Raw genomic sequence first — 26738 nt, forward strand, 5'->3', positions numbered from 1 at the left:
TTTTGTTAATGAAGTTTGTAATTAAATTAGTCTTTTTGGTATTGTTTTTTTTGATTCCATTAAGCACTTTTGCTCATGGTGTTAGTTCAGTAGATCAAACTATTTTAACTAATGGAGGTTTATGCTCTTATATATATGTAGGAGCAAAGCACATGCTTACAGGTTACGATCATTTGCTGTTTTTAGCAGGAGTAGTTTTTTATCTTAAAAATTTTAAAGATATAGTAAAGTTTATTACTGTTTTTACCATTGCACATTGCGTTACCTTAACAGGAGCTACTTACTTAGGTATAAGTGCAAATGAGCATCTTGTAGATGCAGTAATTGCCTTAAGTGTGCTTTACAAAGGATTTGAAAATTTAGAGGGGTTTAAGAAGATGAAATTAAAAGTACCAAATTTATTAGTTATGTTATTCTTATTTGGTTTAATTCACGGTTTTGGATTATCAACAAGACTACAATCTTTTGATATTGGTTCTGAACAATTTTTGTTAAAGATTTTTAGTTTTAATCTAGGCGTAGAAATCGGTCAAATTTTAGCGTTAATTCCTATTGTATTTTTAATAACAAGTTGGAGAAATAAAAAAAGCTATCCTGCTTTTTACAAAGCAATAAATACCTATTTGATTATTATTGGACTAGCATTGTTTTGTTATCAGTTATACGGGTACTTTAGGTAAAGAAAGTCCATGAAAGTAAAAGTCTAATTTGTGTGTTATTTAAAAATTTTACAAGAATAATATACATGGAGATATTGCAAAAAAACACCCTTGATAAAGTTTATTTCAAGGGTGTTTTTTTACTGTGAATTGGTGATTAATTATGACCGTTACACAATTATTATGCTGTTGTTATATAAACTTAAATGATACAGCCTATAGAACGTTGGCATTTTTAATTGCTGCTTAATTTAGCGTTTTTTTTGGAGAAATAGCTTTAGATTTTTTATTCTACTTCTTAAAAATATTACCCTAAAATTATGTATTTATTCAATTAGTATTTTTTGTTGTACATAATATTGATTAACGAAAAAGATGTAAATTTTTATTTTTTTGCAACTATTTGGGTTCTTTTTTTTTGTTTTTACACTATCATATTTTTTAGAAAAAAAGATAATAGTTTTATCATACCTATTAGATAATTAAACATAAGGATTTAATATCTTAATTTTTTTGACAGTAAACGCATTTCTAATTGGTCTAAAATTTTTGAATTTAAAATTGGATTATGTTTTTTTGATAAGTTTTTATTGATAAACTCTAACATAATCTATTTCCATTGTAGAAGTACTAAAATTAGGATCTATTGCACCTCCTAAATTACCTCCCATAGCAATATTTAGAATTAAAAATTGATTGTTGTAAAATGGCCAAGTATCATCATTTTTAATTGATGGATTATAGTTGTAAAATTCAGCATCATCTAGCAAAAAAGTAATACTACTTTCTGTCCAAATAGTAGAGTAAATGTGAAATTCCGTAGTTTCATTACTAATAGAAGTTGCTTTGTAATTTACAGTATTTCCAGAACTAGATGTTGTGTGTAAAGCACATGATATTTGCCCTGGATTATTACCAACATACTCCATGATATCAATTTCACCACAAGCTGGCCAACCTACAGAATCAAAATTTGCTCCAAGCATCCAAATAGCAGGCCATACACCACCACCTGCAGGCAGTTTAGCTCTTACATCAACTCTGCCATAGGTAAACTCAAATTTACCAGCAGTTAAAAGTCTTGCAGAAGTATAGGCTGAACCTTGAAAATTTTCTTTCTTCGCAGTAATTTTTAATACACCATTTTCTACTTTAGCATTATCTAATCTATCTGTGTAATATTGAGATTCATTATTACCCCAACCATTATTACCAATTCCTATATTGTAACCCCATTTAGTTGAATTTGGGACACCATTTGCATCAAACTCATCTTGCCAAATTAACTTTAATTCTGTTTTTACAAATACGGTTAAAGAATAATTTACACTAATATTTCCTCCTGAATTATCTGCTACAACTATAATGTCATATTCATTAATACCACCTTGTGTAAAAGTATAACTAAACCTGTTTTGAGAAAGTTCTAAAGTTTCATTATTAATTAATACTCTGTAAGAAGTTGCATTTGTTGCAGTTATTGTAAAATTAACTTCGCCACTACCATCTCCATTAGGGTTATTACCATCAGCACCAACCTTAACTGCAGCTATAGATAAGTTTGTAGGAGCACTCACTCTTTCAATTTCGTTTTCATCACTATTACAAGAAATTAAAGATAAACTCAAGAAAGTTAGTAATGTAAATAATATATTTTTCATTGTTTTTAGTTTTTAAGGATATTAGGTAAAGTCAATTATTTTAGATTAAATTTAGCTGAAAGTTTAGCATTTGAACTACCACCAACAGTTATATTAAATTCACCAGGTTCCACAATAAATTGCCCTTTTTGTGTGTAAAATCCTAATTCTTTTTTTGTAAGGGTAAACTGAATTGATTTGGTTTCTTTTGGGTTTAGTGTTACCATTTTAAAACCTTTTAATTCTTTAACAGGTCTAGCAACTAAAGCAACTTTATCTTGAATGTAAAGTTGTGCTACCTCTTTTCCTTTAATGTTTCCTGTATTAGTTATATCAACAGAAATATTAATTTTTTTATCTGATAACGTGTTTATTTTTAGATTTGTGTAAGAAAATGTTGTGTAACTTAAACCATAGCCAAAAGGATATAATGGCTTATTACTTTCATCACTATAATGAGACCAAAAAACAACATCATTATTTTCTCCATAAGGACGTCCTGTGTTTTTATAATTATAGTAAATAGGTATCTGCCCAACACTTCTAGGAAATGTCATAGGTAGTTTACCACTTGGGTTGTAATCGCCATACAATACTTGTGCAATTGCATTACCACTTTGTACCCCAAGTTGCCATGCTTCTACAATTGCAGGTATATTCTTATCTGCCCATGTAATTGCAAGTGGTCTACCATTGTTTAATACAAGAACAATTTTTTTATTAACTTTATAAACTGCTTCTAGAAGTTCTTGTTGAACACCAGGAAGATCAATATTTGTTCTACTTCTTCCTTCACCTGTTTGATAGCCATGTTCTCCTAAAACCAACACAACAACATCAGATTCTTTAGCTAGTTGTATGGCTTCTGCAAAATCAGAAGTGTCTGTTTCATTTATTTTAAGTTCATTTACAAAAGTTACTTTAGAATCTTTAGTAAGTAAATCTGCACCTTTTGCGTATTTTAATGTGTTGCCTTTGTATTGTTGTAATCCTTCTAAAACAGAAACTGCTGTTCCATCATCGCTAGCTATTCTCCAGCTACCTAAAGGACTCGTTTTGTCGTTGGCTAATGCACCAATCAATGCTATTTTTTGATTTTCTTTTTTTAGAGGTAATAAATTGTTTTCATTTTTAAGTAATACAATTGATTTTTTAGCGATATCTAAAGCATCTTCATGAAATTGTTTTTTACCAATGGTCTTTTTTTCGTTTTCTAGGTTACAATATTTATAAGGATCATCAAATAAACCGAGTTCAAATTTTACTCTTAAAATTCGTTTTACTGCATCATTAATAAGTATTTCATCAACTTTACCTTCTTTTACCAAATTTGCTAATTCTGCTACATAAGCACTAGATTCCATATCCATATCAGAACCTGCTTTAACGGCTAATTCTGCTGCATGTTTATTGTTTTTTGCATAACCATGTGGTACCATTTCACCTATAGAACCCCAATCAGAAACTACAAATCCATTAAAATTCCATTCTTTTTTTAATATATCTCTCTGTAGAAATTCATTACCGGTTGCAGGGACATCATTCAGTAAATTAAAAGAATTCATAAAAGTTCTTACACCAGCATCTGTAACTGCTTTAAAAGGAGGGAAGATGATGTTGTATAAGGTTGATGTACCTACATCTACAGTATTATACTCACGCCCAGCTTCTGCAAATCCATAGCCTGCAAAATGTTTTGCACAGGCAGCTATTGTTTTAGGAGATGACAAATCGTTCCCTTGAAAACCTTGTACTCTTGCCACCCCAATTTTAGAGCCTAAATATGGGTCTTCGCCTGCACCTTCCATAACACGTCCCCAACGCGCATCTCTAGATATGTCTATCATTGGAGCAAATGTCCAGTTGATACCAGAGGCTGCTGTTTCTTCGGCTGCATTTTGCGCTGCTTTTTTAATTGCTTCTAAATCCCAACTTGCAGATTCTGCCAAAGGTATAGGACCAATTGTTTTGTGTCCATGAATTACATCAAACCCAAAAATTAATGGAATTCCTAACCTAGTTTCTTCAACAGCTATTTTTTGAAGCGCTTTAACTTGTTTAACACCTTTTACATTTAGCATAGAACCTACTAAACCTTTTTTTAGATGTTCGTATTTTTGTGCTGCTAAATCGCCTGATTTAGGTGCTGGACCAGTTGCATCCCAAAAACCATTGTATTGATTCATTTGACCTATTTTTTCTTCTAAGGTCATTTTTAATAGTAAGCTATCAATACTTTGTTCAATATTTAAGTTTATAGAATTTTTAGTGTAACTCTTTTGTGATAGACTGGTCTTATTTTCTGAAACTTTGCAGGAAAAACAAAGTGCCAAACAAATTAAGATTAATTTTTTCATACATTAGTATATTACTGATTGCATTGCATGTGGTTCAATTTCCAAAGAAATTTCATTATTTCCAACTATCAAATTATAGTTTATTTTACTATCAGTTTTATTCATAACCACAGTAACAATAGAGCCATCTGTATTTTGGAATGAAGTACTTTCTATAGTGCTTCTACTTGTAGTTGTACTAATTCTTAAAGCCCCTTTTTTAATAAATTTTGAAAAATGACCTATGTAATAATAGGTTGGTGTATATATTAATTCATTGGTTTGTGTATTTGCATGAATTGGAGCAAAACAAAAATTTTGAACATGGTTTGGACCTCCATTTTCATTTAACAAAACGTTCCAATCAGTCCAACCAACGGTGCCACTATTAAAATCATTAATCATAGAATTTCCATAACGTTCTGCATTAGACCATCTTTGGTATTCATTTGCATCAAATTTTTCTTGACAACCCTCTGTAAATAGTAAATTAATATCCGGAAAAGATTCTTTAATATTCTTTAAGTTGTCATATTTAGGCTCACCACCTGTCCAAGTTTCATACCAGTGAAATCCTATTCCCCAAGCATATTTCATAGCTTCTTTATCTTCAAAAATAGTATTTGCTCTGTGTGATATTAAATCTCTATTATGATCCCAAACTACGATTTTTTTATCAGCTAATCCATTTTTTTCAAAAGTTGGTCCTAAGTTGTTTTTTAAGAAATCTCTTTCTTCTTCTGCGGTGTAAATACAAGATTCCCAACGTTGAACTGCCATTGGTTCATTTTGTATAGTTACACCCCAAACAGGAATACCTTCTGCTTCATAAGCCTTTATAAATTTCACAAAATAATCTGCCCAAGTTTGGTAGTATTTTGGCAATAATTTACCACCTTGTAACATATGATTGTTAGTTTTCATAAAAGCAGGAGGACTCCAAGGACTTGCATAAAAAACCAAATCATCTTTGATTAATGCTTGTGCTCTTTTAATTAAAGGAATACGTTTTTGTTTGTCTTTTTCTATAGAAAATGTTTTAAGTTCTGCGTCTCCTTCTTTTATATAAGTATGGCTCCCTAAACCAAAATCGCTACTATGGATACTTGTTCTAATAATGTTATAATTTATACCTTCATCAGAAAAATAAGCTTTTAAGAATTCTTCTTGTTTGTCTTTACTTAATTTTGAAAAAACTTCTGAAGATGCATCTGTTATTGCGCCTCCAATACCTAAAAATTCTTGAAAATTTTTTTCAGGATTTACAAAAACAGCTACTTCTGTTTCTTTAGGCTGATTAGATTTTTTAAATATGTTTTCTTTAGTTAGAGATAACCTTAAATCTGTGTCTTTAGCTGTTGTATAAATTATAGCTTTTTTATTTAATAAAGACTTTTGTGTTATTTTTTCTGATTTTAGATTTCCCTCTATAATAGCATCTTTCTTTGAGCTATTACAGGAGACGATTAATAGAATTAAAGTTATTATTTTAATGCTTTTTGTTATCATTTTTTTATTTTTTATAATTTCCAAACATAAGTAGCAACTGCCCCTGCTTTTAGAGAAGTAGTTATGGGTTGGTCTAGTACATTTATATTGAAAGATTTATCTATCGAAGTATTGTTAAGAACAATCACAATAATTTCATTATTGGGAGTTTTAAAAGCAACGTTTGGAAAATCGTTACTGTAGTTAGAGCCAATTCTAATAGAGCCAGGTCTTACTAATTTAGAAGCATGTGCTATAATATAATAAGCATCATTTTTTATTACATTATTACCATCTATTGTAAGAGCTCCCAAACATTCTGTACATCCTCCAGGAGTATGAGGTTCTAACCTAGAGTTTGAGGCTAAGTTCCATTCTAATACTGTTTTACACCAATTTCTGGTAGCGCCAACAATTAATTCTCTTGTATGCCAACGTAAATTTTCAGCAAATTTGCTATTTACGCCTACCCATTGTTCTGTAAAATATAAGTTTTTATCAGGATATGTGTTATGAACATTACTTAAACTATTTATATCACCAGCATAAAGATGAAAAGCTGCACCATCTATATATTTGTTCGCCTCAGCATCATTATAAATGCTTATAGGATAAGATGTATTGTCTGCATTATGATCCCAAACAATAATTTTTGTTTCTATTTTTTCTGATGCAAATTTAGGTCCCAAATTGTTTTTTATAAATTCTGCCTGTTCTTTAGCCTCCATATACATACTTGGATTATTTCCATCATGATGAGGTTCGTTTTGTATGGTAATTGCATCAACAGAAATACCTTCTAATTGATATGCTTTTATGTATTTAACAAAGTAATTTGCATAAGTTTCATAGTATTCTGGTTTTAAACTACCTCCAATAGAATTGTTGTTATCTTTCATCCAAATAGGCGGAGACCAAGGAGAACCCATTATTTTTATAGCTGGATTTATGGCTAAAATTTCCTTTAAGATAGGAATTAAGTTTTCTTTGTCTTTATTTATAGAAAATTGATTTAAATTAACATCTGTTTCACCAGGTTGCAAATCATTGTAAGAAAATACTTCAGCATCTAAATCTGATGCACCAATACTTACTCTTAAATAGCTTACTCCAATACCATTTTCACTAAAAAGATCGTTTAATATTTTTGACCTTTCAGAAGATGACATATTGTTAAGGTGTAAAGCACTACCACCTGTTAATGAGAAGCCAAATCCGTCTACTTCTTGATATGATATGTTAGGGTTTACATTAATAGAAAAATTAATATTTGCCGAAAAGTTTGGGATGCTTTTTTCATAAAATTGAAATAATTCTGATTTATCAGCATTTGTTAAATAAAGATCTACATTACTGAAAGTAGTAACAGCAGGTACATCTGAAATAACCTCTTCTTTTTCTACATTTGTACCATTATTAGTACAACTAGCTATGAAATATGTTAAAATTATTATAGTAAAAAATCTCATATGAATTATTTTTATTTATTAAGAACATTAAAGCCCATATGATATTAAAATATGGGCTCTAACTACATTAATCCAAATTAAACTTAAAAAAAAACTAACTTATTTTAATTGCTTCCTCGCATTTCTACATTAGAAATGGTAATTCCAGAAGTTTGGCCTCCACCACATTTTATTACTAAATATATGGTTCCAGAAGTATCAAAAGTTACTTCATTACTTCTAGAACTAGAGTAAGAATTGTCTACACAACCAACAGAAGAAAGTATTCCGTTAAAAGCACCTGTGCCACAGCCTCCCCAAGTATTTAAACCCATTACAATATTATTTCCGTAATCATTCCATTGCACTGGTTCTACTGTACTTGCAAACACTTCAAACCAAGTATCATTATTTCCATCACCAGAAACAATCATATCTATAGTATATGTTTTATTTGCAATAACCTCAATAGGTTGATATATCCCTTGTTGATTAAAACCACTTGCAACAATAGTAGCACTGCCCTCATTAAAGGTCCAACCTGCCCCAGAACCGCTGATGTTTAAAACAGTCCATTCATTATGCGCACTAGCATCTTCAAATTTTCCACCTTTAACAATATTACCAGCAACTGGGTCTGAAGTTGCAACATTTACGGTTTGAGAAGATATTGCAGCAACACCACCTATACCAGTTACTTTGTGTTGTACTGTATATGTACCAGCATCAGGAAAAAACACTTCTGCAGAACTGCTTCCAGAAGAAAACCCAGCACCTTTACCCAAATCCCAACTAGAGGTTATATAGCTATTATTGGCACTTAATGTATATGTATTATTTGCTTCTGATACTTCAGTTATTGTAAAATCTGCATTTAAGTTATCTGCAATTAACCCATTACCTTCGCCTAATTCTTCTGGCTGACAAGATGTAAAAATTAATCCCATTGCAACTAATGGTAAATATTTAATACCGTTTTTTAATTTTGTATTTAAGTTCATAATAATTTAATTTAGAAGATTAATAATTAGGATTTTGAACAATTTTTGTGTTTTCTAATTCAGCTAATGGAATTGGTAATATTTCATTTTTTCCTGGTGTAAATCCTTTGAATGCTAATGCTGCTGCTGCTCTACCAGTTCTAACAAGATCATACCATCTATGGCCCTCGCCAGCTAACTCTAATCTTCTTTCATTTAAAATAGCATCTATAGATACTGGAATAGATGGCAAACCAACTCTTGCTCTTACTGCATCTAATAATGCTTGTGCACGAGCACCTGAACCGCCTAAAGCTTCTGCTTCTAATAAATAAGTATCCGCTAAACGCATCATATAGGTATTTTGCTTGAAATTTAATTCAGTAACTCCTCCACCTGTTGTTCTATCAGATGCAAATGGCAAAAACTTTTTAAGAAAATATCCCGTATCTTGAAAACCCTGTTCATATTCTACCTGACCTGCATTTGCAAGTGCTCCAACATCTAATATGGTATCATCAAATCTTGGGTCTCCATTTAATACATCATACAAATTTTGTGTAATAACATTAAAACCCCATCCACCAGCTAAATCTGTAGCAGCTGAACCAGAAGAATTAACAAAACCTCTTGGACCTATCATTTGAGCTAAACTATTGCCTTCATCTGCGCCAGAACCCCAGAATCCCCAGTCTGCATTACTTTGATTTGTATGTGCAACTTCAATAATTGATTCTGTATTATATATATTATTTATTTCCCATAAATCTGAAAAATTATCTAATAACTTATAACCAAAAGGACTAGTTCCTCCAGGAGTACCATTTACTTCTGCCAGTTGTGTGGCAGCTTCAGTATTTTTTCCTTGATATAGGTAGACTTTCCCTAAAAGTGCTTTAGCTGCTCCTCTGCTTAATCTACCTCCTTCATTAGAAATATCTAAAGAAATTGGTAAGTTTGGTATAGCTTCTAATAAATCTGTTTCTATTTGAGTGTAAACATCATTAGGATCTGCTTGTTCTATATTAAAAATTTCTGATGTTGGTATTGGCGCAGTTATAAGTGGTATGTTTCTAAATAAACGCACCAATTCAAAATAATAAATTGCTCTTAAAGCTTTTGTTTCTGCCTCAAATCTTGCTTTAGTTACAGCAGACATATCAATGTCTGGTAATTTTGTTAATAAAACGTTTGCTCTAAAAACACCTTGATAAAAATCATTCCAATAACTAGTAGCTATATTAGACTCGCTAATACTATAATTAGAGAAAGATTGTAATTGAACCCCATCTGAAGAACTACCACCACCTGTGAAATGATCATCTGAACCTGAATTTAACAAAGCAATCATATTTTCAAAACCTCTAGATTGTTTGCCAATTACATCGTAAACAGAAATTAATGCAGAGAACGCTTCTGTTTCATTTGTGTAAAAGTTTTCTTCTAAAGCAGTTCCTTTAGGCTCTACTTCTAAATATTCTTCACTACATGAGATTGCCATAATAGAAAAAAGAATCCCTATACTTATTTTTTTTACATTTTTTAATTTCATTTTTTATTAGTTTTTATAATTAAAATTGAATATTAATACCAATTTGGTTTGTTTTTGCTTGTGGATAAAATCCACGATCGATTCCAAAAATACCACCACCAATTTCTGGGTCAAATCCACTATACTTTGTAAAGGTGAATAAGTTTTCACCAGTATAAAAAATTCTTAATTTACTGATTCCATATTTTGACAGTACATTAGAAGGTAAAGAATAACCTAGTTGTAAAGTTTTAATTCTAAAATAATCGCCATCTTCTAAATAGAAATCAGACGGGTTTGAAAAATTGTTGTTCGTGTCATTTGTTGTTAATCTTGGGTAAGAATTTGAAGTACCCTCACCAACCCATCTTCCTAAGGCTGCTGTTTGGTAGTTTGCATTTTCTATATCTAACCTTCTCAAACCTTGAAAAATCTTATTACCAGCAGCTCCTTGACCAAATACTAAAATATCAAAATTCCTGTAATCAGCATTTAATGTAAAACCATATGTAAATTTAGGAATTGAACTTCCAAGAAAATCTCTATCATCAGAATCAATATCACCATCATCATCTATATCAACCCATCTAAAATCTCCTGGTTGTGCATTTGGCTGAATAATAGCCCCTGTAGAGTTTACATAATTATCAATTTCTGATTGGTTTTGAAAAATACCATTTGTTTTAAAACCAAAGAATGAATTTACGGGTTGTCCTACTTGTGTTCTGGTTATCGGGAACGTACTAGATTGTATAGTTGCTCCTCCAGATAAAAAGTCTACACCATTTCCTAAAAAAGTAACTTCATTTTCTAAATAAGATACATTACCATTTAAAGAAAAATTAACTTCATTTATATTGTTGCTGTATCCAATTTCTAAATCAATTCCTTTATTTTCCATGTCAGCAACATTTCCTGTAGGATTTCCAATAGCACCAACAAAACCAGGTATAGTAACAGGTTGTAAAATACCCGTGGTTTCTTTTTTGTACCAATCAAAGGCAACAGATACATTGTTAAATAACCTTGTATCAAAACCTATGTTTAATTGACTTGTTTCTTCCCATCTAAGATCAGGGTTTGAAGGTGCATTAGGACTATTTCCAATAGTTACAGAACCAGAAGTACCAACCGTATAATTTCTACCACCTCCTATTGTAGAAAGGAATTGGAAATCACCAATATTATCATTACCAGTTACACCATAACCTCCACGAATTTTTAATTGGCTAATAACGTCGTTATCTTTCCAAAAACTTTCTTTTGAAGGAACCCAACCAGCAGAAAATGAAGGAAAATACCCGAATTTATTATTAGCACCAAAACGAGAAGAGCCATCTCTTCTTATGATAGCTGTAAGCAAATACCTTTCATCGAAGTTGTAATTTAATCTAGAGAATATTGAAGTTACTCTATGCTCATTTCCGGAGAATGCAAAGGCATTAATTTGATCTGTAGGTACTCCAAAATTAAATGAAGCATCTCGAAAATTATCTACAGGGATATTAAAATAGGTTACATTTTCACCACTAGTAATATTATCTACATAAACTCCTTGGCCTAATAATATATTAAAATCATGCTTTTTAATTTCTTTAAAATAAGAAACCGTATTTTCTAAATTCCAGCCAAATCCTTTATTTCTTCCTCTAGAGATATTATTTTGTATATTAATAGTAGCAGCATTTAAATATGAAACTGGGGTAAAACTATCAAAACCCCAATATGCTAATTTAGCTCCTACTGTGCTTTTGAATACTAATCCTTCTATTGGTTTAAATTCAAGATAAGCATTACCAACAAAATTATCTGACCAACCATAATTTCCTAAAAGTGTTTGTTCATAAGCTAATGGGTTAGACATTTCTTGTGCAACTAAGTTAGAAATACCATAAGGATTACCATTAGGATCTCTCCATATTCCGTTATTTGTGTATGGTGCTTGATTGGCAAGTATTGGGTCTGTTTCAACTATTGGTGTAATTGGGTCTAAATTTATTGCAGATGATAAAGGACCTCCAAATTCGCTATTTGTATTACCCAAACCAACATTTTTTTCATTTGAATAGCCCAATGTTTGTCCAAAAGTAAATTTATCTGAAATTTTATGAGTTGAGTTTAAACGGATGTTTTTTCTTGTATAATTAGAAATATTTTTCATAACTATACCTTCTTCATCTAAATACCCAAATGAAACAAAATATTTAGAAACATCATTACCTCCATTTAAGCTAATTTCATGTCTTTCTCTTTTTGCGGTATTAAAAATTACTGATTGCCAATCTGTACCCTCGCCCAAAGACTGAGGATTAGAAAATATAGTATTACCGCCACCAGCAATAGATTTTTCATTTATTAAAGTAGCATATTGATTAGCATTTAAAAGATCTAATTTTCTGGCTGCAGTAGAAAGTCCCATAAAAACATTATAGTTCACACTAAGTTTACCAGATTTACCTTTTTTAGTGGTAATTAAAATTACCCCAGCAGCAGATCTAGCACCATAAATTGCCTGAGAGGCTGCATCTTTTAATACTTCTATTGATGCTATATCTGATTGGTTTAAAAAACCAATTCCTCCAGCGTCAACTACAATTCCATCAACAACCCAAAGCGGTTCGTTGTTTCCTAATGTTGTAATACCTCTTACTCTTACTGTAGATGATGAACCAGGTTGCCCAGAATTAGCAGCAATTGTAACACCAGATACCCTACCTTGTAATGATTGTTCAACTCTTGTAATTGGTAAATCTTCAAGTTCTTCTTGTTTAATGCCAGAAATTGCTCCAGTAATTACACTTTTTTTCTGTGTACCATAACCAACAACAATAATTTCATCTAAATCATTGTCAGGCAATAACTTAATTGTTAAATTAGTTTCTGTGTTAATTTTAATTTCTTGGGTAGCGTAGCCAAGATAACTAAATATTAAGGTATCTCCGTTCTTAGCCTTTATAGAGAATTTTCCGTCAAAATCTGTGGCTGTTCCTTTAGTGGTGTTTTTTAACAGGATATTAACCATAGGTGCAGGTTCTCCAGTTTCATCTAAAACAGTACCTCTTATTGTGGTTTCTTGGGCCCAAGAAACCAAAGTTGTAATAAGAGATAAAATGATAAATAGCTTAAAATTTAATTGATTTTTTCTCATGTTTAAGTTTAATTATGTTTTTAACTTTAAACTTTTTTAGAATTAATCTAAAACAGTTTTTGTGAATTATTTAACAAATTAAACGAAGCAATGACTTTAGTACAATAGAGAGTAGTATAAAAGTGGATTTTTATTTAAAAAAAATATTTCAAAATACTTATTATAAGGTATTTATGATTTTTTTGTTTGTTTGTAAAAGTAGTATGTTTATAGTGTTTTGGTAGTTTATTTTATCAATATAGATAATAATTAGGTTAATTTATTATATAAATTTAAGTGTAAAAGCAAAATTTAGTTACTTAATTTTTTTAACCATATCTTCAAACTCTTCTCTGTTGATAGATATATTTCTAACTTTTACACGATAGTTATATATCGTGTTTACAGAGTATCTTAATATTTTTGAGATTTTAGAACTGTTTGAAATTCCTAATCTAATCAATGCAAAAATTCTTAATTCTACGGTTAAGGAGTCGTCTTCTTTAACAATAATTCTTTCATCTTCTTTTAAGAGCGCATTAAAATTTTTAATAAAGTTTGGATATATATGTAAAAATGATTTGTCAAAATTTTCATAAAATATCTTTAATTCACTCTCAATTATTTTTTTAGATTTACTAAGTTCTAGTAAATCTTTTGTTTTATTTGTTATTATATACTTGCTTACAGTTTTTCTATAAACATCTAATTTATCTATGTATTCAGAATATAAGTTTAAGAAGGTACCAATATATTGTTCCTTAATTACATCTACAGAAGAAAGTTCCTCATACAATCGTTTTAAATCATTATTGGAAAAACTTAATTTTTCATTTAAATCTTTTAGTTTTAGATTAGCTGTTTTTAAGTATTCCTTACCTTGATTAATTTTTTTATTTTGTTTGATGATAAAAAAGATTGCGATCATTAGTATTAAAGAAAGTAAACTAATAAAAATTAATTGTTTTTTAAGTCTATTGGTTTGTTTATTGTTTTTTATTTCATAAGCTTTTGATATTGCTGGCAAAACATTGGATATGTCTAAAAATCTTAATTTTGAATTGTAAAATCTTGCATCTTCAAAAGAAAAATTAATATAATCATGAGCTCTATCAACTTTTCCTTCTGCAAAAAGAATAATTGCTAAATTGGTTAAGGAGGCATTATCTTTTATTGATGCTCGTATATCAGAAATTGAAGATAATATTAAAAACTTTTTTTGATTTACACTATTACCATCTACTTCAGCCTTCATAAAAGACCTATAAAAGGTTATAACGGCATACTCTCTAGTTCCCATTTCAGCTTGAGATAACCTTTTTTTATTTACTTTTAAAGCCTCTTTTGTATTGCCTTGATCTCTATAGTTTTGTTCTATTATTTCTAAATACAACTTAGATTTTTTTTTAAGATTAGTTATTTCAGAGTTAAGAGAATCTTGATAAACTCTATAAAGATTATTATACTTTTCTTTTATATTTTTTACGCTAGAAATAGTTCTTAGTTCATAGTAGCATCTTTTAAAAATAATATAATATTCGTAAAGAAGTTTTTTACTTAAGTTTGATGAGTTTATTTCTTCCAAAAGATTTATGCATTCATCATACCTTCCAGAAGTTGCTAATAACTTAGCTAATCTTATAGTAGATTCTCTTATAAAAAGATCATTTCCAATTTTTTTGGCCAAAGCCAAATTTTCTTCAATGTAAAAAAGTGAAGCATTAAAACTAAAATATTCATATTCTGAGATTAGTTTTTTCTTAATAAAGTATTTGTTTTCTAGGCTGATATCTTTGTCAGATAAAAGTCTTTTTAAGTTTTCTATTCTTTGTTCTTTTGCCTTTTGATAACTTACTCTTTTAGACATTTCTGTTTCAAGTCTTGTTAATAATTCTTCCTCATTATTTTGAGAACTTAAAGGTGAACTAAGTAAAATTAAAAAAAAAGGTAGAAATATTTTGGATAACATAATTTTACGTTTAAAATAAAGTCAATTTGCATTAAAATCGACTAAAAATTATTAATCTTGAAATTATATAAAATAACTCAACCTTACAAGAGTATGGTAAAAGAATTTGCCATTCTTTAGTTTTTAGATAAAATATTTATGTTTATTCAAATGTTCTGCTAGCTTTTTTTCTGAGGATTTTTGATTCTAGCAGACAGAGTGTTCTTAAATTTTTTTAGGAAAAAGTATGCCAATCGTAAACGTATATTTTTTAAACGAAAAAACCTCATTTTTCACTAATGTTTTTGTCTGGGTGGCAGGATTCGAACCTGCGACCTTCACGCTTTCAGCGTGACGAGATATCGTTCAGGTATCTTTTAGCACCTCTTTTTTTTATTTTTCTTTCTAATAGTAAAGCTTTAGGTTTTGTAGTCATTTCTTTAAGATAAACGATTTTCCAATCTTTAGCTTTTCCCGTAAAACCTTTATGATTATATAGATGTTCATTAAGTCTTTCATCTGCAGATTTTTGAGTATAACCTACATAATGTTTATCAATTTCTGTTGAAAAAAGAATATAAACGGTAAACATATTTTTAGAATAAAAAAAGCTAAAACCTTTCGATTTTAGCTTTAATAGTCGGGGTGGCAGGATTCGAACCTGCGACCTCCTCGTCCCAAACGAGGCGCGATGACCGGGCTACGCTACACCCCGAAAAAATAAAATATAACTTTTAACGATTATATTTTTAGTAAGGCGTGCAAATATACTTTTTTTATTTATTAGTATCCTATAAAATTTAAGAAATATTTATTATTTGAATACAGTACTTTTGCAGTATTAATCTCAAAATACATATTTGAAGGTACTTATCAAAAAACTTTTCCTTTTAGCCTTTATTATGCAAAAGGTTATAGGTTTTAGTCAAGAAATTGTAGAAGGAAAGGTAATTGACGCAAATGGAATTGCGTTAATAAAAACCAAAATAATTAATGCAGATAATGCATTAGAAACTCAAGTAAATAAAACGGGTTTTTTCAATATTAAAAAAGCAGGGATTTATACCTTTCAGTGCAAAGGTTATAAGTTAAAAACTCTTCGTTTAGAATCAAATAAGTTTTACAACATTCAATTAGAAATCAATTCTTTAGCGTTAGACGAGGTTGTTGTAATGGCAAACCATATTCCACAGCAATTAAAGAAAGTAACGGCCGCAATTTCTATAATTTCTCCAAAAGATATTGCACGCTCAAATCATACAGATTTTGCACCAATTTTAAACAGAACTCCTGGTGTTTTTATGCAAAACGGAGCATTAAATACCAATAGAATAACCATAAGAGGAATTGGTTCAAGAAATCTTTTTGGTACATCAAAAATAAGGGCTTATTTTAAAGATATTCCTCTAACAAACGGAAGTGGAGCAACAACAATAGAAGATTTTGAATTGGCTGCTATTGGGAATATGGAAATTATAAAAGGAGCAGCATCTAGCGTTTATGGCGCTGGTTTAGGAGGTGTTATACACTTAAATCCTAAAGAAGCAAATTTAAATGAGGTGAGCTTACAACCAGAATTTTCTGTGGGTTCTTTTGGCTTAAATAAACAAATTTTAACCGCTAATTATGGTGCTGCTAAGCACGCAATTAAAGCGGTTTATAGCAATACAGAAAGTAACGGTTTTAGAGAAAATAACAATTATAATAGAGAAACATTTACAGTACATTCGAATCACTATTTAGATGCAAACAATGAACTTACTTTTTTAGCCAGTTATGCAAATTTAAAAGCATTTATACCAAGTTCTATAAATGAAGAAACGTTTATGAAAAGACCACAATCTGCAGCTTTTACTTGGCAACAAGCAAGGGGTTTTGAAGATTCACAAAGAGGTGTTTTTGGTTTGTCTTGGAATCATGTTTATAATGATAAAATTAAACAAGTAACAAGTGTTTTTACTTCTTTTAGAGATAATTACGAACCTAGACCATTTAATATTTTAGAGGAAAGTACTTTGGCAGTGGGTGCAAGAACTCGTTTGTTAGGGAATTATCAATTTCTAAATAAAACTTTTAAGTGGACAGTTGGAGCAGAAGTTTTTAATGATATTTATAAATCGAAAACCTTTGCAAATTTATATAGAGATTTCTCTGAAGGAACAGGAAGTGTGCAAGGCGATAATTTATCTGACTTTCAAGAAAATAGAAACTATTACAATATTTTTGCAGAAGCAAATTACGAGTTTACAACAAACACAACCTTAACTATTGGACTAAATATAAATGAAACAAGGTATACATTAGATGATCGTTTTGAAGTTTCCCAAGACAATCCAGATCAATCTGGTAATTTTTCATTCAATACTATTGCTTCACCAAAAATAGGATTATCGCATTTATTTTCAGACAATATTAGTCTTTTTTCAAGTATAAGTCATGGTTTTTCTCCCATATCATTAGAAGAAACATTATTACCAAACGGACAAATTAATACCAGTTTAGAACCTGAAACAGGTTGGAATTATGAGGTTGGCACAAGAAGTAATTTCTTCAATAAGAAGTTGTTATTTAACGCTTCAATTTATCGCCTTAACATAGAAAACCTTTTGGTTTCTAGAAGAACAGCAGCAGATGAATTTATTGGGATAAATGCTGGTAAAACGCAACATGATGGCTTGGAGTTAGACCTTTTGTATAAATGGATAGAAAACAAAAATGTTGCCGTACAATTATTTACAAATTATACGCTGAACAACTTTGTTTTTAAAGAATTTATAGATGATGAAGCTGATTTTTCTGGAAATGACTTAACAGGAGTGCCTTCCTCTGTTTTAAATGCAGGTGTAGATTTTAATTTTGCCAATGGTTTTTATGGAAACGTAAATTATCAATTTGTGGGTAGTATGCCAATTACAGATGCAAATAGTTTGTATACAGAAGCCTATAATTTAACTAATTTTAAAGTTGGTTATGCGTTTCATTTTCTAAAAGACATACAAGTAAATGCTTTTTTTGGCGTGAATAACGTATTTGATGAAACCTATGCATCACAAATTTTAATTAATGCCAGTAGTTTTGGTGGCAATGCACCAAGATATTTTTATCCAGGAAACCCCATAAATTATTTTTCAGGAATAAATTTTAATTATCTTTTTTAACGTATTTTTAAAAACAAAAAAATGAAACATACTTCTACTTTATTTTTATTTCTTTTGATTGCATGTTTTTCATGCGCGCAAAAAATAACATCAGAAAAATCAAAACCTTTTACATACACAACAGAAGTTGTTGTGCCAGAACTTAATATTCCTTGGGGATTTACATTTTTACCAGACAATTCCATTTTAATTACAGAAAAATCTGGAGAATTAATTCATTTTAAAGATGGTAAAAAAACAAAGATAGCAGGTATGCCAGCAGTTACTGTTAGAGGGCAAGGTGGTTTGTTAGATATTGAATTGCATCCAAATTATAAAGAAAATAATTTTATTTATTTTACATATGCTTCTGCAGAAGGTACAGAAAGAGGTGTAAATACAGCTTTAATGAGAGCTGTTTTTAAAGACGGAGTTTTATCAAACCAAAAAGTATTGTATAAAGCAGCACCAAATAGCAGAAAAGGACAACATTTTGGCTCTAGAATTGCGTTCGATTCAAAAAATAGAATTTATTTTTCTGTTGGAGATAGAGGAAATAGAGATGTAAATCCGCAAGATATTACAAGAGATTGTGGTAAAATTTACCGATTAAATGACGATGGAACTATTCCAAAAGACAATCCTTTTGTTGGCGTAGCAAATGCAAAAGAAGCCATTTTTACATACGGAAATAGAAATCCACAAGGAATGGAAACCAACCCTTTTACAGGAGAAATTTGGGCGCACGAACATGGTCCAAAAGGTGGCGATGAAATTAATATTATTAAAAAAGGTAAAAACTATGGTTGGCCAGTAATTAGCTACGGAATTAATTATTCAGGTACAAAATTTACAGATATTACCGTAAAAGAAGGTATGGAGCAACCTTTGCATTATTGGGATCCTTCAATAGCACCAAGTGGTATGGCTTTTGTAAATTCAGACAAATATCCTACTTGGCAAGGAAATGTACTAGTGGGCTCTTTAAAATTTAAATACATTGCCAATTGTTATTTAGAAAATGGCAAAGTAGTAAGAGAAGAAAAAATTCTACAAGATTTAGGAAGAGTAAGAGCCATAGAACAAGGCATAGATGGTTACTTGTATGTAGGAATAGAAGGTTTAGGAATTGTAAAAATAATACCAAATTAACATGAAAATTATTAGTTTATGCATAGTAGTAAATTTGTTTTTCTTATCAACAAAAGAAACAAAACAAAACTATGTAAAGGTAACGCAAGAAACGAATTTACAACAAAGTATAAATCGTGGTAAAGAAATTTATGCAGATATGTGTGCCACTTGCCATTTACCAAATGGAGAAGGTGTAGCTAAAGTTTATCCGCCTTTGGCGAAATCTGACTATTTAATGGAAAAACGAGAAGCGAGTATACGCGCAATTAAATATGGTCTTAAAGGTAAAATAGTGGTTAATGGCGTAACTTATAAAGGGATGATGGCTAACTTAGGTTTGTACGAAGATGAAGTTGCAGATGTTATGAATTACATCACCAATTCTTGGGGAAATAAAAATCCAAAGATGGTAACAGAAAAAGAAGTTAAGAAAATTCAGAAAAAAGAAGACTAATTATTTTTTAGTGCTTTTATCAATTTTTGTTATATGTAAATTGTAATTAATCATTTAAATTTGCTACTTAAATAAATCAAAAAAAATACATTTGTATTCTAAAATAAAAGAAGGATTATGTCAGACACTATAGAAAAAATAAAATGTTTAATTATTGGTTCTGGACCTGCAGGTTATACTGCCGCAATTTATGCAGCAAGAGCAGATATGAGACCAATAATGTATACAGGTATGCAAATGGGCGGTCAATTAACTACCACAACAGAAGTAGATAATTTTCCTGGCTATAAAGATGGTACAGAAGGTCCTAAAATGATGGACGATTTAAAACATCAAGCAGAACGTTTTGGTACAGAAGTACGTTTTGGTATGGTTACTAAAGTAGAATTAAGCGAAAAAGTTGGTGGTATTCATAAAGTTGTGGTAGATGAATCTAAGCATATAGAAGCAGAAACTATAATTATTTCTACAGGAGCTACTGCAAAATATTTAGGTTTAGAAAGTGAGCAGCGTTTAATTGGTGGTGGCGTTTCTGCCTGTGCAACTTGCGATGGTTTCTTTTATAAAGGACAAGACGTTGTAGTAGTTGGTGCAGGAGATACAGCAGCAGAAGAAGCAACATATTTGGCTAATATTTGTAGTAAAGTTACTATGTTGGTACGTAAAGATTACATGAGAGCCTCAAAAGCCATGCAACATAGAGTAAATAAAACTAAAAATATTACCGTTTTATACAACACAGAAATAGATGAGGTTTTAGGTAGTAATGTGGTAGAAGGTGTTAGAGCCATTAACAATCAGACCAAAGAAACACAAGAAATTCCTGTAACTGGTGTATTTATTGCCATTGGTCATAAACCAAATTCAGATTTATTTAAAGGAGTTTTAGATATGGATGAAACCGGTTATTTAATAACTGAAGGCAAAACAACTAAAACAAATTTACCAGGAGTTTTTGCAGCAGGCGATATACAAGACAAAGACTACAGGCAAGCAGTAACAGCAGCAGGTACAGGTTGTATGGCAGCCTTAGATGCAGAACGTTATTTAGGCGCTTTAGAATAAACAACTAAGTTATATTTTATATAAAAAAAGGGATTTCAGCAATGGAATCTCTTTTTTTTTTTGAAGCTATTTCCAGCTTTCCACTATATCTTTTTACTAGCTCCAGAATTTCACTCAGGAGCTAGTAAAAAGGATGCCGTTTCAATCTGGGCTAAGCGTTTTTGCCAACTTCATAGCCTATTAAAACGTATGTAATATTTAATGCAGAAGTGTTCTTTTTTAGATTTTAAAAACAGCAAATTAAAAGAGAAAAAAGGTATATTTACAAAATAATAACTATACCTTATGATTGTATGTAAAACTTACTGGATATCGTTAATGAAAGTTGTTATATAACGAGTTAGGTGCAAGCAAAAACAAACGACAGTAAATGAAAACAACTTTCCTCGGAAACGGACTCGATTCAGGTAAAAAAAATAATGTCGGAAAACAACTTGCTAAATCTTTTGAAAGTAAAGATTATAAGAAATTTTATGGTTTTGTTGCTTTCGCAACTCTTTCAGGATTTAAACCTTTTATATCAAAGCTTGAAATAGCGAAATCAAATTACGAAGAAATCAAATTCTTTATTGGTATTGACCATAAAATTACTAGCGAAGATGCACTTGAATTTTTATTGAAAGAAAATATAGAAACTTATATCTATTACGATGAAGATAATCATCGAAAAATTTACCACCCAAAATTATTCTTGTTTGAAGGTAACAATACTTCAAGAATAATCATAGGATCCTCAAACCTTACTCATCAAGCACTTTATTCCAATGTAGAAGCATCAATCCAATTAGACCTTGAATTAGATGACTTAAATACACTTACAGAAATTAAAGACTATTATTCAAGTCTTTTAGACCTTTCTTCACCTAACTTAAAATTACTTTCAAACGAGTATTTAGAACTTTTAAAAAAACAAGGTCTACTATCTAATGGAGATAATGATGAAGAAGAGAATGACGATGATGACCATAGAACTAAAAAGAAATATGAATATGACAAAAAGTTTACTGAAAGTGATAAAGAAAAATTTAATACAATATTAGAGAGATATCTTTTATATAAACAAACTAAAAGACCTGATGGAATAGTAAGTAAACACGCAAAAGACAGAGAATTATTTAGATGGTATCAAAAAATGCACGCTTTATACAATCAAGATACAAATTCACTTCCTTTTGACTATTTCGAAAGACTATTAGAAGCTGATTTTCCTTTTGATGGTATAGGTCGCAAAAGAAAACAATTACTTAAATGGAAAGAAGATTTTCAAAAAGTTCTTGACTACAAGAACAAAGTTGACCTAGATAAAAAATACACATACGTACCTCAATTTAAGAATAAATCGAATGAATATTATGAAGTTGGTTTATGGTGTGCTCAACAAAAACAGAGAAGAAAAGGAAACAAGAATTATGGAATGGAATGGAGTCAATTTGAGGAAGACAAAATGAATTCTATAAATTTTGTTTGGGATGTTTCTACTTTAGGTTTCAGAACAACAGAAGATAAATGGTCAGATACTTATGTAGAATTAGAAGATTATTACTCAAACAAAAAAAACTACAAAACAGTTCCATCTCAAAAAACATACATTGGTCATTGGTTAAGCGACCAAATGTCATTTAAAACAAGACAAGACAGAGAAAACAGAAATGATTTATTGAGTAGTGAAAAAGAAAAAATGTTAGGAAAACTTCTTAATGAAAATGGTGTAGAATGGGAATGGAGAAAACAAAAAGAAAGAGAAAGTATTCAAAGTAAAATTAAAAGTTGGCAAATTGTAGAAAAACTAAAAAACGAAGGAAAAATAAAAGAGTTTAGAGAGCAAAATCCAAAAGTCTTAAAAAAATACAGAGATGATGTGGCTCAATTAAGAAGTCATACAAAAAGGTGGAATAATGAAAAAAATAAATGGAAATACGAACTTGTTGACAAAGTAGGATTTCCATATAAGAAAGAATAAGTGCCTGCACCTAACAGCGTATAAATTTTATTGCTATTTCTGGCTTATTTGGGAAAGGTTTCGCACACTTTTAATTCAGTAAATATTTACTAACTTTACGCTAAACCAACGCAACAAATCTTATACAATCACGTTGTAGCTAATTTGAGAAAAATGAAAAAAATAATTCATAACATAGTGACCTTACTTATTGGAATAGTCGGACTTTTTGGCGGATTAATTTGGGGTTATTATTCAAAATGGGAATTTGAACCTATTATTTTATCTGCAATATCATTCTTAGAAATAATTGCATATTTTACTCTTCCAAAAGAAAAGAAAAAAGAAAAAGAAATTTCCAATAAATCAAAAAATACAAATAAGCAGAAAGTTGAAGTTACCGTAAATAATTTTACTTCAAATAATAATGATGTTCCATCAATCGAAAAAAAGAACAGAAATGCTTTAATAGATTCAAAAAAAACTAAAATTGGAATTCTTTTTATAGACGATGATAAAAAATTTAATATAGTAAAAATATTGAAAGATAGTAATTGGAAAAACACAAAAACTGTTACAGATATAAAAAGTCTAGATGTCAGTTATGTGCAAAATTCTGAAATAATATTTGTTGATATAAATGGTGTTGGAAAAATATTAAACCTAGAATATGAAGGACTTGATTTGGCATTAATGCTAAAACAAAAATACCCAGAAAAGAAAATAATTATTTATTCTGCGAATAAAAATAGTAACTCATTTCATAAAGCTTGGGATATTATTGATGGTAGACTTGAAAAAAGTGCTTTACCATACCAATTCCAAAACTTAGTAGAAAATTACAGTCTAGAATACTATAAGTAATATGGAAAAAACTTACTATTATGTAAAGCAATTAAATGGTGACTACCTATTTGACAACTTTCCAATTGAATTAAAGTATTTAGTAATCAATTTTAAAGAATGTAGAAATACAATTAACATTTCTATAGGTGGAAAAGAATTAAAAGCAAGAATAGGACTAAAAAAAAGCTCAGAATTCCAAGTTTATGTTTTAACAACTGAAAGTAAATTTATAAACAGATTTAAATTTTTTAAAGAATTGGTAAACTCAAGTTCCAGTTTTATCAAACCACTTTTGAGCTTACAGCAAGATTTAAAAGATAAACACGAAAAAATAGTAGAAGAATTCATACATAATGCAACATCTCTAAATACTTACAGTATTCAAGATTTATTTTTTCTAATTCCCCAAGACCGTTTAATAGGTAACATCAATAAACAGAAAGATATAATAAGACAAATAATAAAGGAGAAACCTAACGTAACAGTTGATACTTTATTAAAACAAATTAAATATAGTTTAGCAACAAAAGTTGAATTTTCAGTATTTGAAAGAACTCTTAAAAACACAAGTGTTCTTCAAAAAACAGAACATTCTATTAGACCAGTGGTTCTATCAATTCTACAAATATTTATCTCGGATTTTGATAAAAAAAATATAGAGGTACATCTTGGTGGCACAGAAAAAGTTCTTGAAATAGATTTTGACTCTTTGTTTGTTTCTTTATATTATATTTTTGATAATGGAGTGAAATATTGTTGCCCTAGAACAGATTTTAAGATTCGTTTTTCCGAAGAAAAAGATTCTTTTGATATTATTATTACTATGGTATCTATAGAAATAAAAGAATCTGAAAGAAACTTAATTACAGAAAGAAATTATCGTTCAAAAATAGCCAGAAAAATTAACGAAAAAGGATTAGGAATTGGTATGTATAGAATAATTAAAACATTGAAATTTAATAATGCTAAATTAGAAATCAATCCAAGAGCATTTCCGATGACAAAAGATAATAAAGGAATAAAATATGAAGGAAACGAATTTAGAGTTGTTTTCTGTAAACAAAATAAATGGATATAATAAAAAACTAGCTACAACAACGCATATAACAAACAGCATTCCTCGTTTTTTTGAATACAAAACAAAAAAAATCCCAAGCTAAAACTTGGGATTTTTCTTAAAATAAAAATAAATCTTAAACTTCTACAGAAGCTTTCATAGATTTTCTATAGGTAAACTTGTTAAAAATATTTCTTTTACCAAAGTTGTTCATCGATTTTGCGTTTAAAAATTTGCCAAAAAGTATTTTGCTAACGCCAAAGTATTCGTATTTATTACCATCTGTAAACGTAACTTCTAACAACATACTTTTATGATGCCAATCTGCAACTTGAAATTCTGTAATGGTTTTTTTGTACGCTTCTAAATTTGCCGCTTTTGTTTCTGGAGCAATACTTACTAAAAAATGGTAACCGTCAATAATTTCTGTACTTTTTTCTTCAGCCTCCAATTTCTTAGTTTCATCTTGAAATTTATCTGGATGCCATTCTTTCACTAGTTTTCTATAAGAGGTTTTTAAATCTTTTAAATTAATATCACCTTCTATAGAAAACAATTTTTTATATTGCTTTATGCGCTTCATTCTTAGTTTTTTAAATGCGCACAAAACTAGTACTATTAAATGAATAATAAACTAAAATTATTACCAATTTATAAAGCTTATATTTAGATTGTTAGCTTAGTTTAAACCCAACGCTTTTCGTTCCGCTTTATCTGTAACTCCATTTTTGCTCCAATAAGCAGATTTTATCGTTTTTATTTTGGTAGCTTTTGTAGTCATTTCTTTTCCTCTTTGTGTAATCGTTTCTTCCCAACTTTCTATTGTATGAGGAAACTTTTTAGTTAAAGTGATGCTTAATCTTCTTTTTAAGTTTGGATAATTTATAGAAAAGATAAGAAAATCGTCTTGTGTTTTAAGACTTACTTCAGCATTATGCGCTTTTATTTGTTGATGATTTAAGGCTAAAAACTCAAAAGAAGGCACAATCTTATAATTTCCTTGTTGTATACTTTCTGGATTTATTCTTAATTGATTCCAAAGTTCATTTTCTAAAACTTCTTTTGCTAGCATTAATTTTCTATCTGCGTTACTTTCAAAATAAGAGAAAAAATTAATGTCGAATTTCTCTCTATTATTAAGTTGCATAAAAGTATTGCCACACCATTCTTGTGCGGCAAAAGAAATTTTTAAAGCCTGTTTATTTATATCAATAGGAGAGAAGGTGCTGGTCATTATAGAATATGGATAAATACCAGTGGTATATTTTTTAGTACTGTTTAATTTTAAAACAGATACATTATTTTTATTTTGATAATCTGCTTTTACTTGTTTTTTGGGCAAAAAATCTTCAGTTACAAAAATGTTTACTGCAGTTCCTTTGTACATTTGCCCATATCGAACTTGATCTAGTTTATAAGAAGTAATTTCTGCTTTTCCTACATACCAATATGCATTAAAATCAGGGTGTTTTTCAGCAACTTTTAACTTTTTGGAAGTCAAATCAGCTGCTTTCTTAGGTTCAGGATTTGAACAAAAAAGGAATAAAAAGCTAAATATAAAAGAACTATATATTTTGAACATTCGTTTTATTTTAAATGGTTTTATAAAATACTAATTTACGATAAAACTGAAGAATTTTAAACTTAAAGACACGCATTAACATCAATTTAATAACCTGAGTTAGATTGTAATTTTACAGATAAATTATTATGAGTCAAAGTTTTGTCATTTCAACCTTATGGAGAAATTTAAATTATAACGATCATAAATAGAGAGATTCCTTTGTTTCGCTAATGTTTCAATCGGAATGACATGAAGCATAGATTAACTATTTTATCTACATAAAGATATCAACTGAACTCAATTTAATATCAAAAAAAAACCATCATTAAAAAATGATGGTTTTAAACAAACAACTAACTTAATTTAAAACAGTATTGTTTTAAAT

19 protein-coding genes and 1 tRNA gene are annotated in these 26738 nt (G+C 29.7%); 8 read left to right on the plus strand and 12 right to left on the minus strand.

Going from position 1 to position 26738, the window contains the following annotated elements; genetic code table 11:
- Positions 1-8 precede the first annotated feature (8 nt).
- The gene (locus tag Q0684_RS02085; RefSeq protein ID WP_299012371.1) at positions 9-680 is read left to right on the plus strand and encodes a HupE/UreJ family protein; all 672 of its coding nucleotides are present in this window, start codon (positions 9-11) and stop codon (positions 678-680) included.
- Positions 681-1246: 566 nt separating this feature from the next.
- On the opposite strand, the gene Q0684_RS02090 is transcribed toward Q0684_RS02085, so the two are convergent.
- The 10 genes from Q0684_RS02090 to Q0684_RS02135 all read right to left on the minus strand — a co-directional run bounded on the left by Q0684_RS02090 (position 1247) and on the right by Q0684_RS02135 (position 15872).
- On the minus strand, positions 1247-2320 hold the full coding sequence (locus tag Q0684_RS02090) for a glycoside hydrolase family 16 protein (protein ID WP_299012372.1): 1074 nt from the start codon (positions 2318-2320) through the stop codon (positions 1247-1249).
- Between the two features lie 35 nt (positions 2321-2355).
- Complete coding sequence (bglX, locus tag Q0684_RS02095; protein ID WP_299012373.1) at positions 2356-4656, minus strand: beta-glucosidase BglX; 2301 nt, start codon at positions 4654-4656, stop codon at positions 2356-2358.
- 3 nt (positions 4657-4659) lie between these two features.
- Positions 4660-6144, minus strand: coding sequence for a glycoside hydrolase family 30 protein (locus Q0684_RS02100; RefSeq protein ID WP_299012374.1), 1485 nt, complete (start codon positions 6142-6144; stop codon positions 4660-4662).
- Between the two features lie 11 nt (positions 6145-6155).
- Positions 6156-7592, minus strand: coding sequence for a glycoside hydrolase family 30 beta sandwich domain-containing protein (locus tag Q0684_RS02105; protein ID WP_299012375.1), 1437 nt, complete (start codon positions 7590-7592; stop codon positions 6156-6158).
- A gap of 104 nt (positions 7593-7696) precedes the next feature.
- The gene (locus Q0684_RS02110; RefSeq protein WP_299012376.1) at positions 7697-8572 is read right to left on the minus strand and encodes a PKD domain-containing protein; all 876 of its coding nucleotides are present in this window, start codon (positions 8570-8572) and stop codon (positions 7697-7699) included.
- 19 nt (positions 8573-8591) lie between these two features.
- Positions 8592-10103, minus strand: coding sequence for a RagB/SusD family nutrient uptake outer membrane protein (locus Q0684_RS02115; protein ID WP_299012377.1), 1512 nt, complete (start codon positions 10101-10103; stop codon positions 8592-8594).
- Between the two features lie 19 nt (positions 10104-10122).
- Entirely contained in the window at positions 10123-13230 is a 3108-nt protein-coding gene (locus Q0684_RS02120) for a TonB-dependent receptor (RefSeq protein ID WP_299012378.1), read from the minus strand.
- A gap of 295 nt (positions 13231-13525) precedes the next feature.
- Positions 13526-15076 (minus strand): DUF6377 domain-containing protein, encoded by a 1551-nt coding sequence (locus Q0684_RS02125; protein WP_299012379.1) that lies wholly within the window; start codon positions 15074-15076, stop codon positions 13526-13528.
- Between the two features lie 427 nt (positions 15077-15503).
- Positions 15504-15749: a GIY-YIG nuclease family protein gene (locus Q0684_RS02130; RefSeq protein WP_299012380.1), complete on the minus strand. Its 246-nt coding sequence runs from the start codon at positions 15747-15749 to the stop codon at positions 15504-15506.
- 48 nt (positions 15750-15797) lie between these two features.
- Positions 15798-15872 (minus strand) — tRNA-Pro (locus Q0684_RS02135).
- 187 nt (positions 15873-16059) lie between these two features.
- Between Q0684_RS02135 and Q0684_RS02140 the strand changes: the two genes are divergently transcribed.
- The 7 genes from Q0684_RS02140 to Q0684_RS02170 all read left to right on the plus strand — a co-directional run bounded on the left by Q0684_RS02140 (position 16060) and on the right by Q0684_RS02170 (position 24810).
- Entirely contained in the window at positions 16060-18315 is a 2256-nt protein-coding gene (locus Q0684_RS02140; protein ID WP_299012381.1) for a TonB-dependent receptor, read from the plus strand.
- Between the two features lie 21 nt (positions 18316-18336).
- Positions 18337-19446 carry a PQQ-dependent sugar dehydrogenase gene (locus Q0684_RS02145; RefSeq protein ID WP_299012382.1) on the plus strand — a complete coding sequence of 370 codons (1110 nt, stop codon included), beginning with the start codon at positions 18337-18339 and terminating at the stop codon, positions 19444-19446.
- 1 nt (position 19447) lies between these two features.
- Complete coding sequence (locus tag Q0684_RS02150) at positions 19448-19882, plus strand: cytochrome c (protein WP_299012383.1); 435 nt, start codon at positions 19448-19450, stop codon at positions 19880-19882.
- Positions 19883-19999: 117 nt separating this feature from the next.
- Positions 20000-20947 (plus strand): thioredoxin-disulfide reductase, encoded by a 948-nt coding sequence (trxB, locus tag Q0684_RS02155; RefSeq protein WP_299012384.1) that lies wholly within the window; start codon positions 20000-20002, stop codon positions 20945-20947.
- 370 nt (positions 20948-21317) lie between these two features.
- Complete coding sequence (locus Q0684_RS02160; protein ID WP_299012385.1) at positions 21318-22907, plus strand: phospholipase D family protein; 1590 nt, start codon at positions 21318-21320, stop codon at positions 22905-22907.
- Between the two features lie 153 nt (positions 22908-23060).
- Positions 23061-23750, plus strand: coding sequence for a response regulator (locus Q0684_RS02165; protein ID WP_299012386.1), 690 nt, complete (start codon positions 23061-23063; stop codon positions 23748-23750).
- Between the two features lies 1 nt (position 23751).
- Positions 23752-24810 carry a hypothetical protein gene (locus tag Q0684_RS02170; RefSeq protein ID WP_299012387.1) on the plus strand — a complete coding sequence of 353 codons (1059 nt, stop codon included), beginning with the start codon at positions 23752-23754 and terminating at the stop codon, positions 24808-24810.
- A gap of 115 nt (positions 24811-24925) precedes the next feature.
- Here Q0684_RS02170 and Q0684_RS02175 read toward each other — a convergent pair whose 3' ends face one another.
- Positions 24926-25372 carry a KTSC domain-containing protein gene (locus Q0684_RS02175; RefSeq protein ID WP_299012388.1) on the minus strand — a complete coding sequence of 149 codons (447 nt, stop codon included), beginning with the start codon at positions 25370-25372 and terminating at the stop codon, positions 24926-24928.
- Positions 25373-25468: 96 nt separating this feature from the next.
- Positions 25469-26371, minus strand: coding sequence for a septum formation inhibitor Maf (locus Q0684_RS02180; RefSeq protein WP_299012389.1), 903 nt, complete (start codon positions 26369-26371; stop codon positions 25469-25471).
- Positions 26372-26738: the final 367 nt, after the last annotated feature.

The sequence above is a fragment of the uncultured Polaribacter sp. genome, assembly GCF_947503875.1.
Taxonomy (GTDB): Bacteria; Bacteroidota; Bacteroidia; order Flavobacteriales; family Flavobacteriaceae; genus Polaribacter.

What these genes read in the sequence shown, in the direction of transcription:
- Q0684_RS02085 (WP_299012371.1), top strand. Translation starts at nt 9, where the DNA reads ATGAAGTTTGTAATTAAATTAGTCTTTTTGGTATTGTTTTTTTTGATT.
- Q0684_RS02090 (WP_299012372.1), bottom strand. Translation starts at nt 2,320, where the DNA reads ATGAAAAATATATTATTTACATTACTAACTTTCTTGAGTTTATCTTTA.
- bglX (WP_299012373.1), bottom strand. Translation starts at nt 4,656, where the DNA reads ATGAAAAAATTAATCTTAATTTGTTTGGCACTTTGTTTTTCCTGCAAA.
- Q0684_RS02100 (WP_299012374.1), bottom strand. Translation starts at nt 6,144, where the DNA reads ATGATAACAAAAAGCATTAAAATAATAACTTTAATTCTATTAATCGTC.
- Q0684_RS02105 (WP_299012375.1), bottom strand. Translation starts at nt 7,592, where the DNA reads ATGAGATTTTTTACTATAATAATTTTAACATATTTCATAGCTAGTTGT.
- Q0684_RS02110 (WP_299012376.1), bottom strand. Translation starts at nt 8,572, where the DNA reads ATGAACTTAAATACAAAATTAAAAAACGGTATTAAATATTTACCATTA.
- Q0684_RS02115 (WP_299012377.1), bottom strand. Translation starts at nt 10,103, where the DNA reads ATGAAATTAAAAAATGTAAAAAAAATAAGTATAGGGATTCTTTTTTCT.
- Q0684_RS02120 (WP_299012378.1), bottom strand. Translation starts at nt 13,230, where the DNA reads ATGAGAAAAAATCAATTAAATTTTAAGCTATTTATCATTTTATCTCTT.
- Q0684_RS02125 (WP_299012379.1), bottom strand. Translation starts at nt 15,076, where the DNA reads ATGTCTAAAAGAGTAAGTTATCAAAAGGCAAAAGAACAAAGAATAGAA.
- Q0684_RS02130 (WP_299012380.1), bottom strand. Translation starts at nt 15,749, where the DNA reads ATGTTTACCGTTTATATTCTTTTTTCAACAGAAATTGATAAACATTAT.
- Q0684_RS02140 (WP_299012381.1), top strand. Translation starts at nt 16,060, where the DNA reads ATGCAAAAGGTTATAGGTTTTAGTCAAGAAATTGTAGAAGGAAAGGTA.
- Q0684_RS02145 (WP_299012382.1), top strand. Translation starts at nt 18,337, where the DNA reads ATGAAACATACTTCTACTTTATTTTTATTTCTTTTGATTGCATGTTTT.
- Q0684_RS02150 (WP_299012383.1), top strand. Translation starts at nt 19,448, where the DNA reads ATGAAAATTATTAGTTTATGCATAGTAGTAAATTTGTTTTTCTTATCA.
- trxB (WP_299012384.1), top strand. Translation starts at nt 20,000, where the DNA reads ATGTCAGACACTATAGAAAAAATAAAATGTTTAATTATTGGTTCTGGA.
- Q0684_RS02160 (WP_299012385.1), top strand. Translation starts at nt 21,318, where the DNA reads ATGAAAACAACTTTCCTCGGAAACGGACTCGATTCAGGTAAAAAAAAT.
- Q0684_RS02165 (WP_299012386.1), top strand. Translation starts at nt 23,061, where the DNA reads ATGAAAAAAATAATTCATAACATAGTGACCTTACTTATTGGAATAGTC.
- Q0684_RS02170 (WP_299012387.1), top strand. Translation starts at nt 23,752, where the DNA reads ATGGAAAAAACTTACTATTATGTAAAGCAATTAAATGGTGACTACCTA.
- Q0684_RS02175 (WP_299012388.1), bottom strand. Translation starts at nt 25,372, where the DNA reads ATGAAGCGCATAAAGCAATATAAAAAATTGTTTTCTATAGAAGGTGAT.
- Q0684_RS02180 (WP_299012389.1), bottom strand. Translation starts at nt 26,371, where the DNA reads ATGTTCAAAATATATAGTTCTTTTATATTTAGCTTTTTATTCCTTTTT.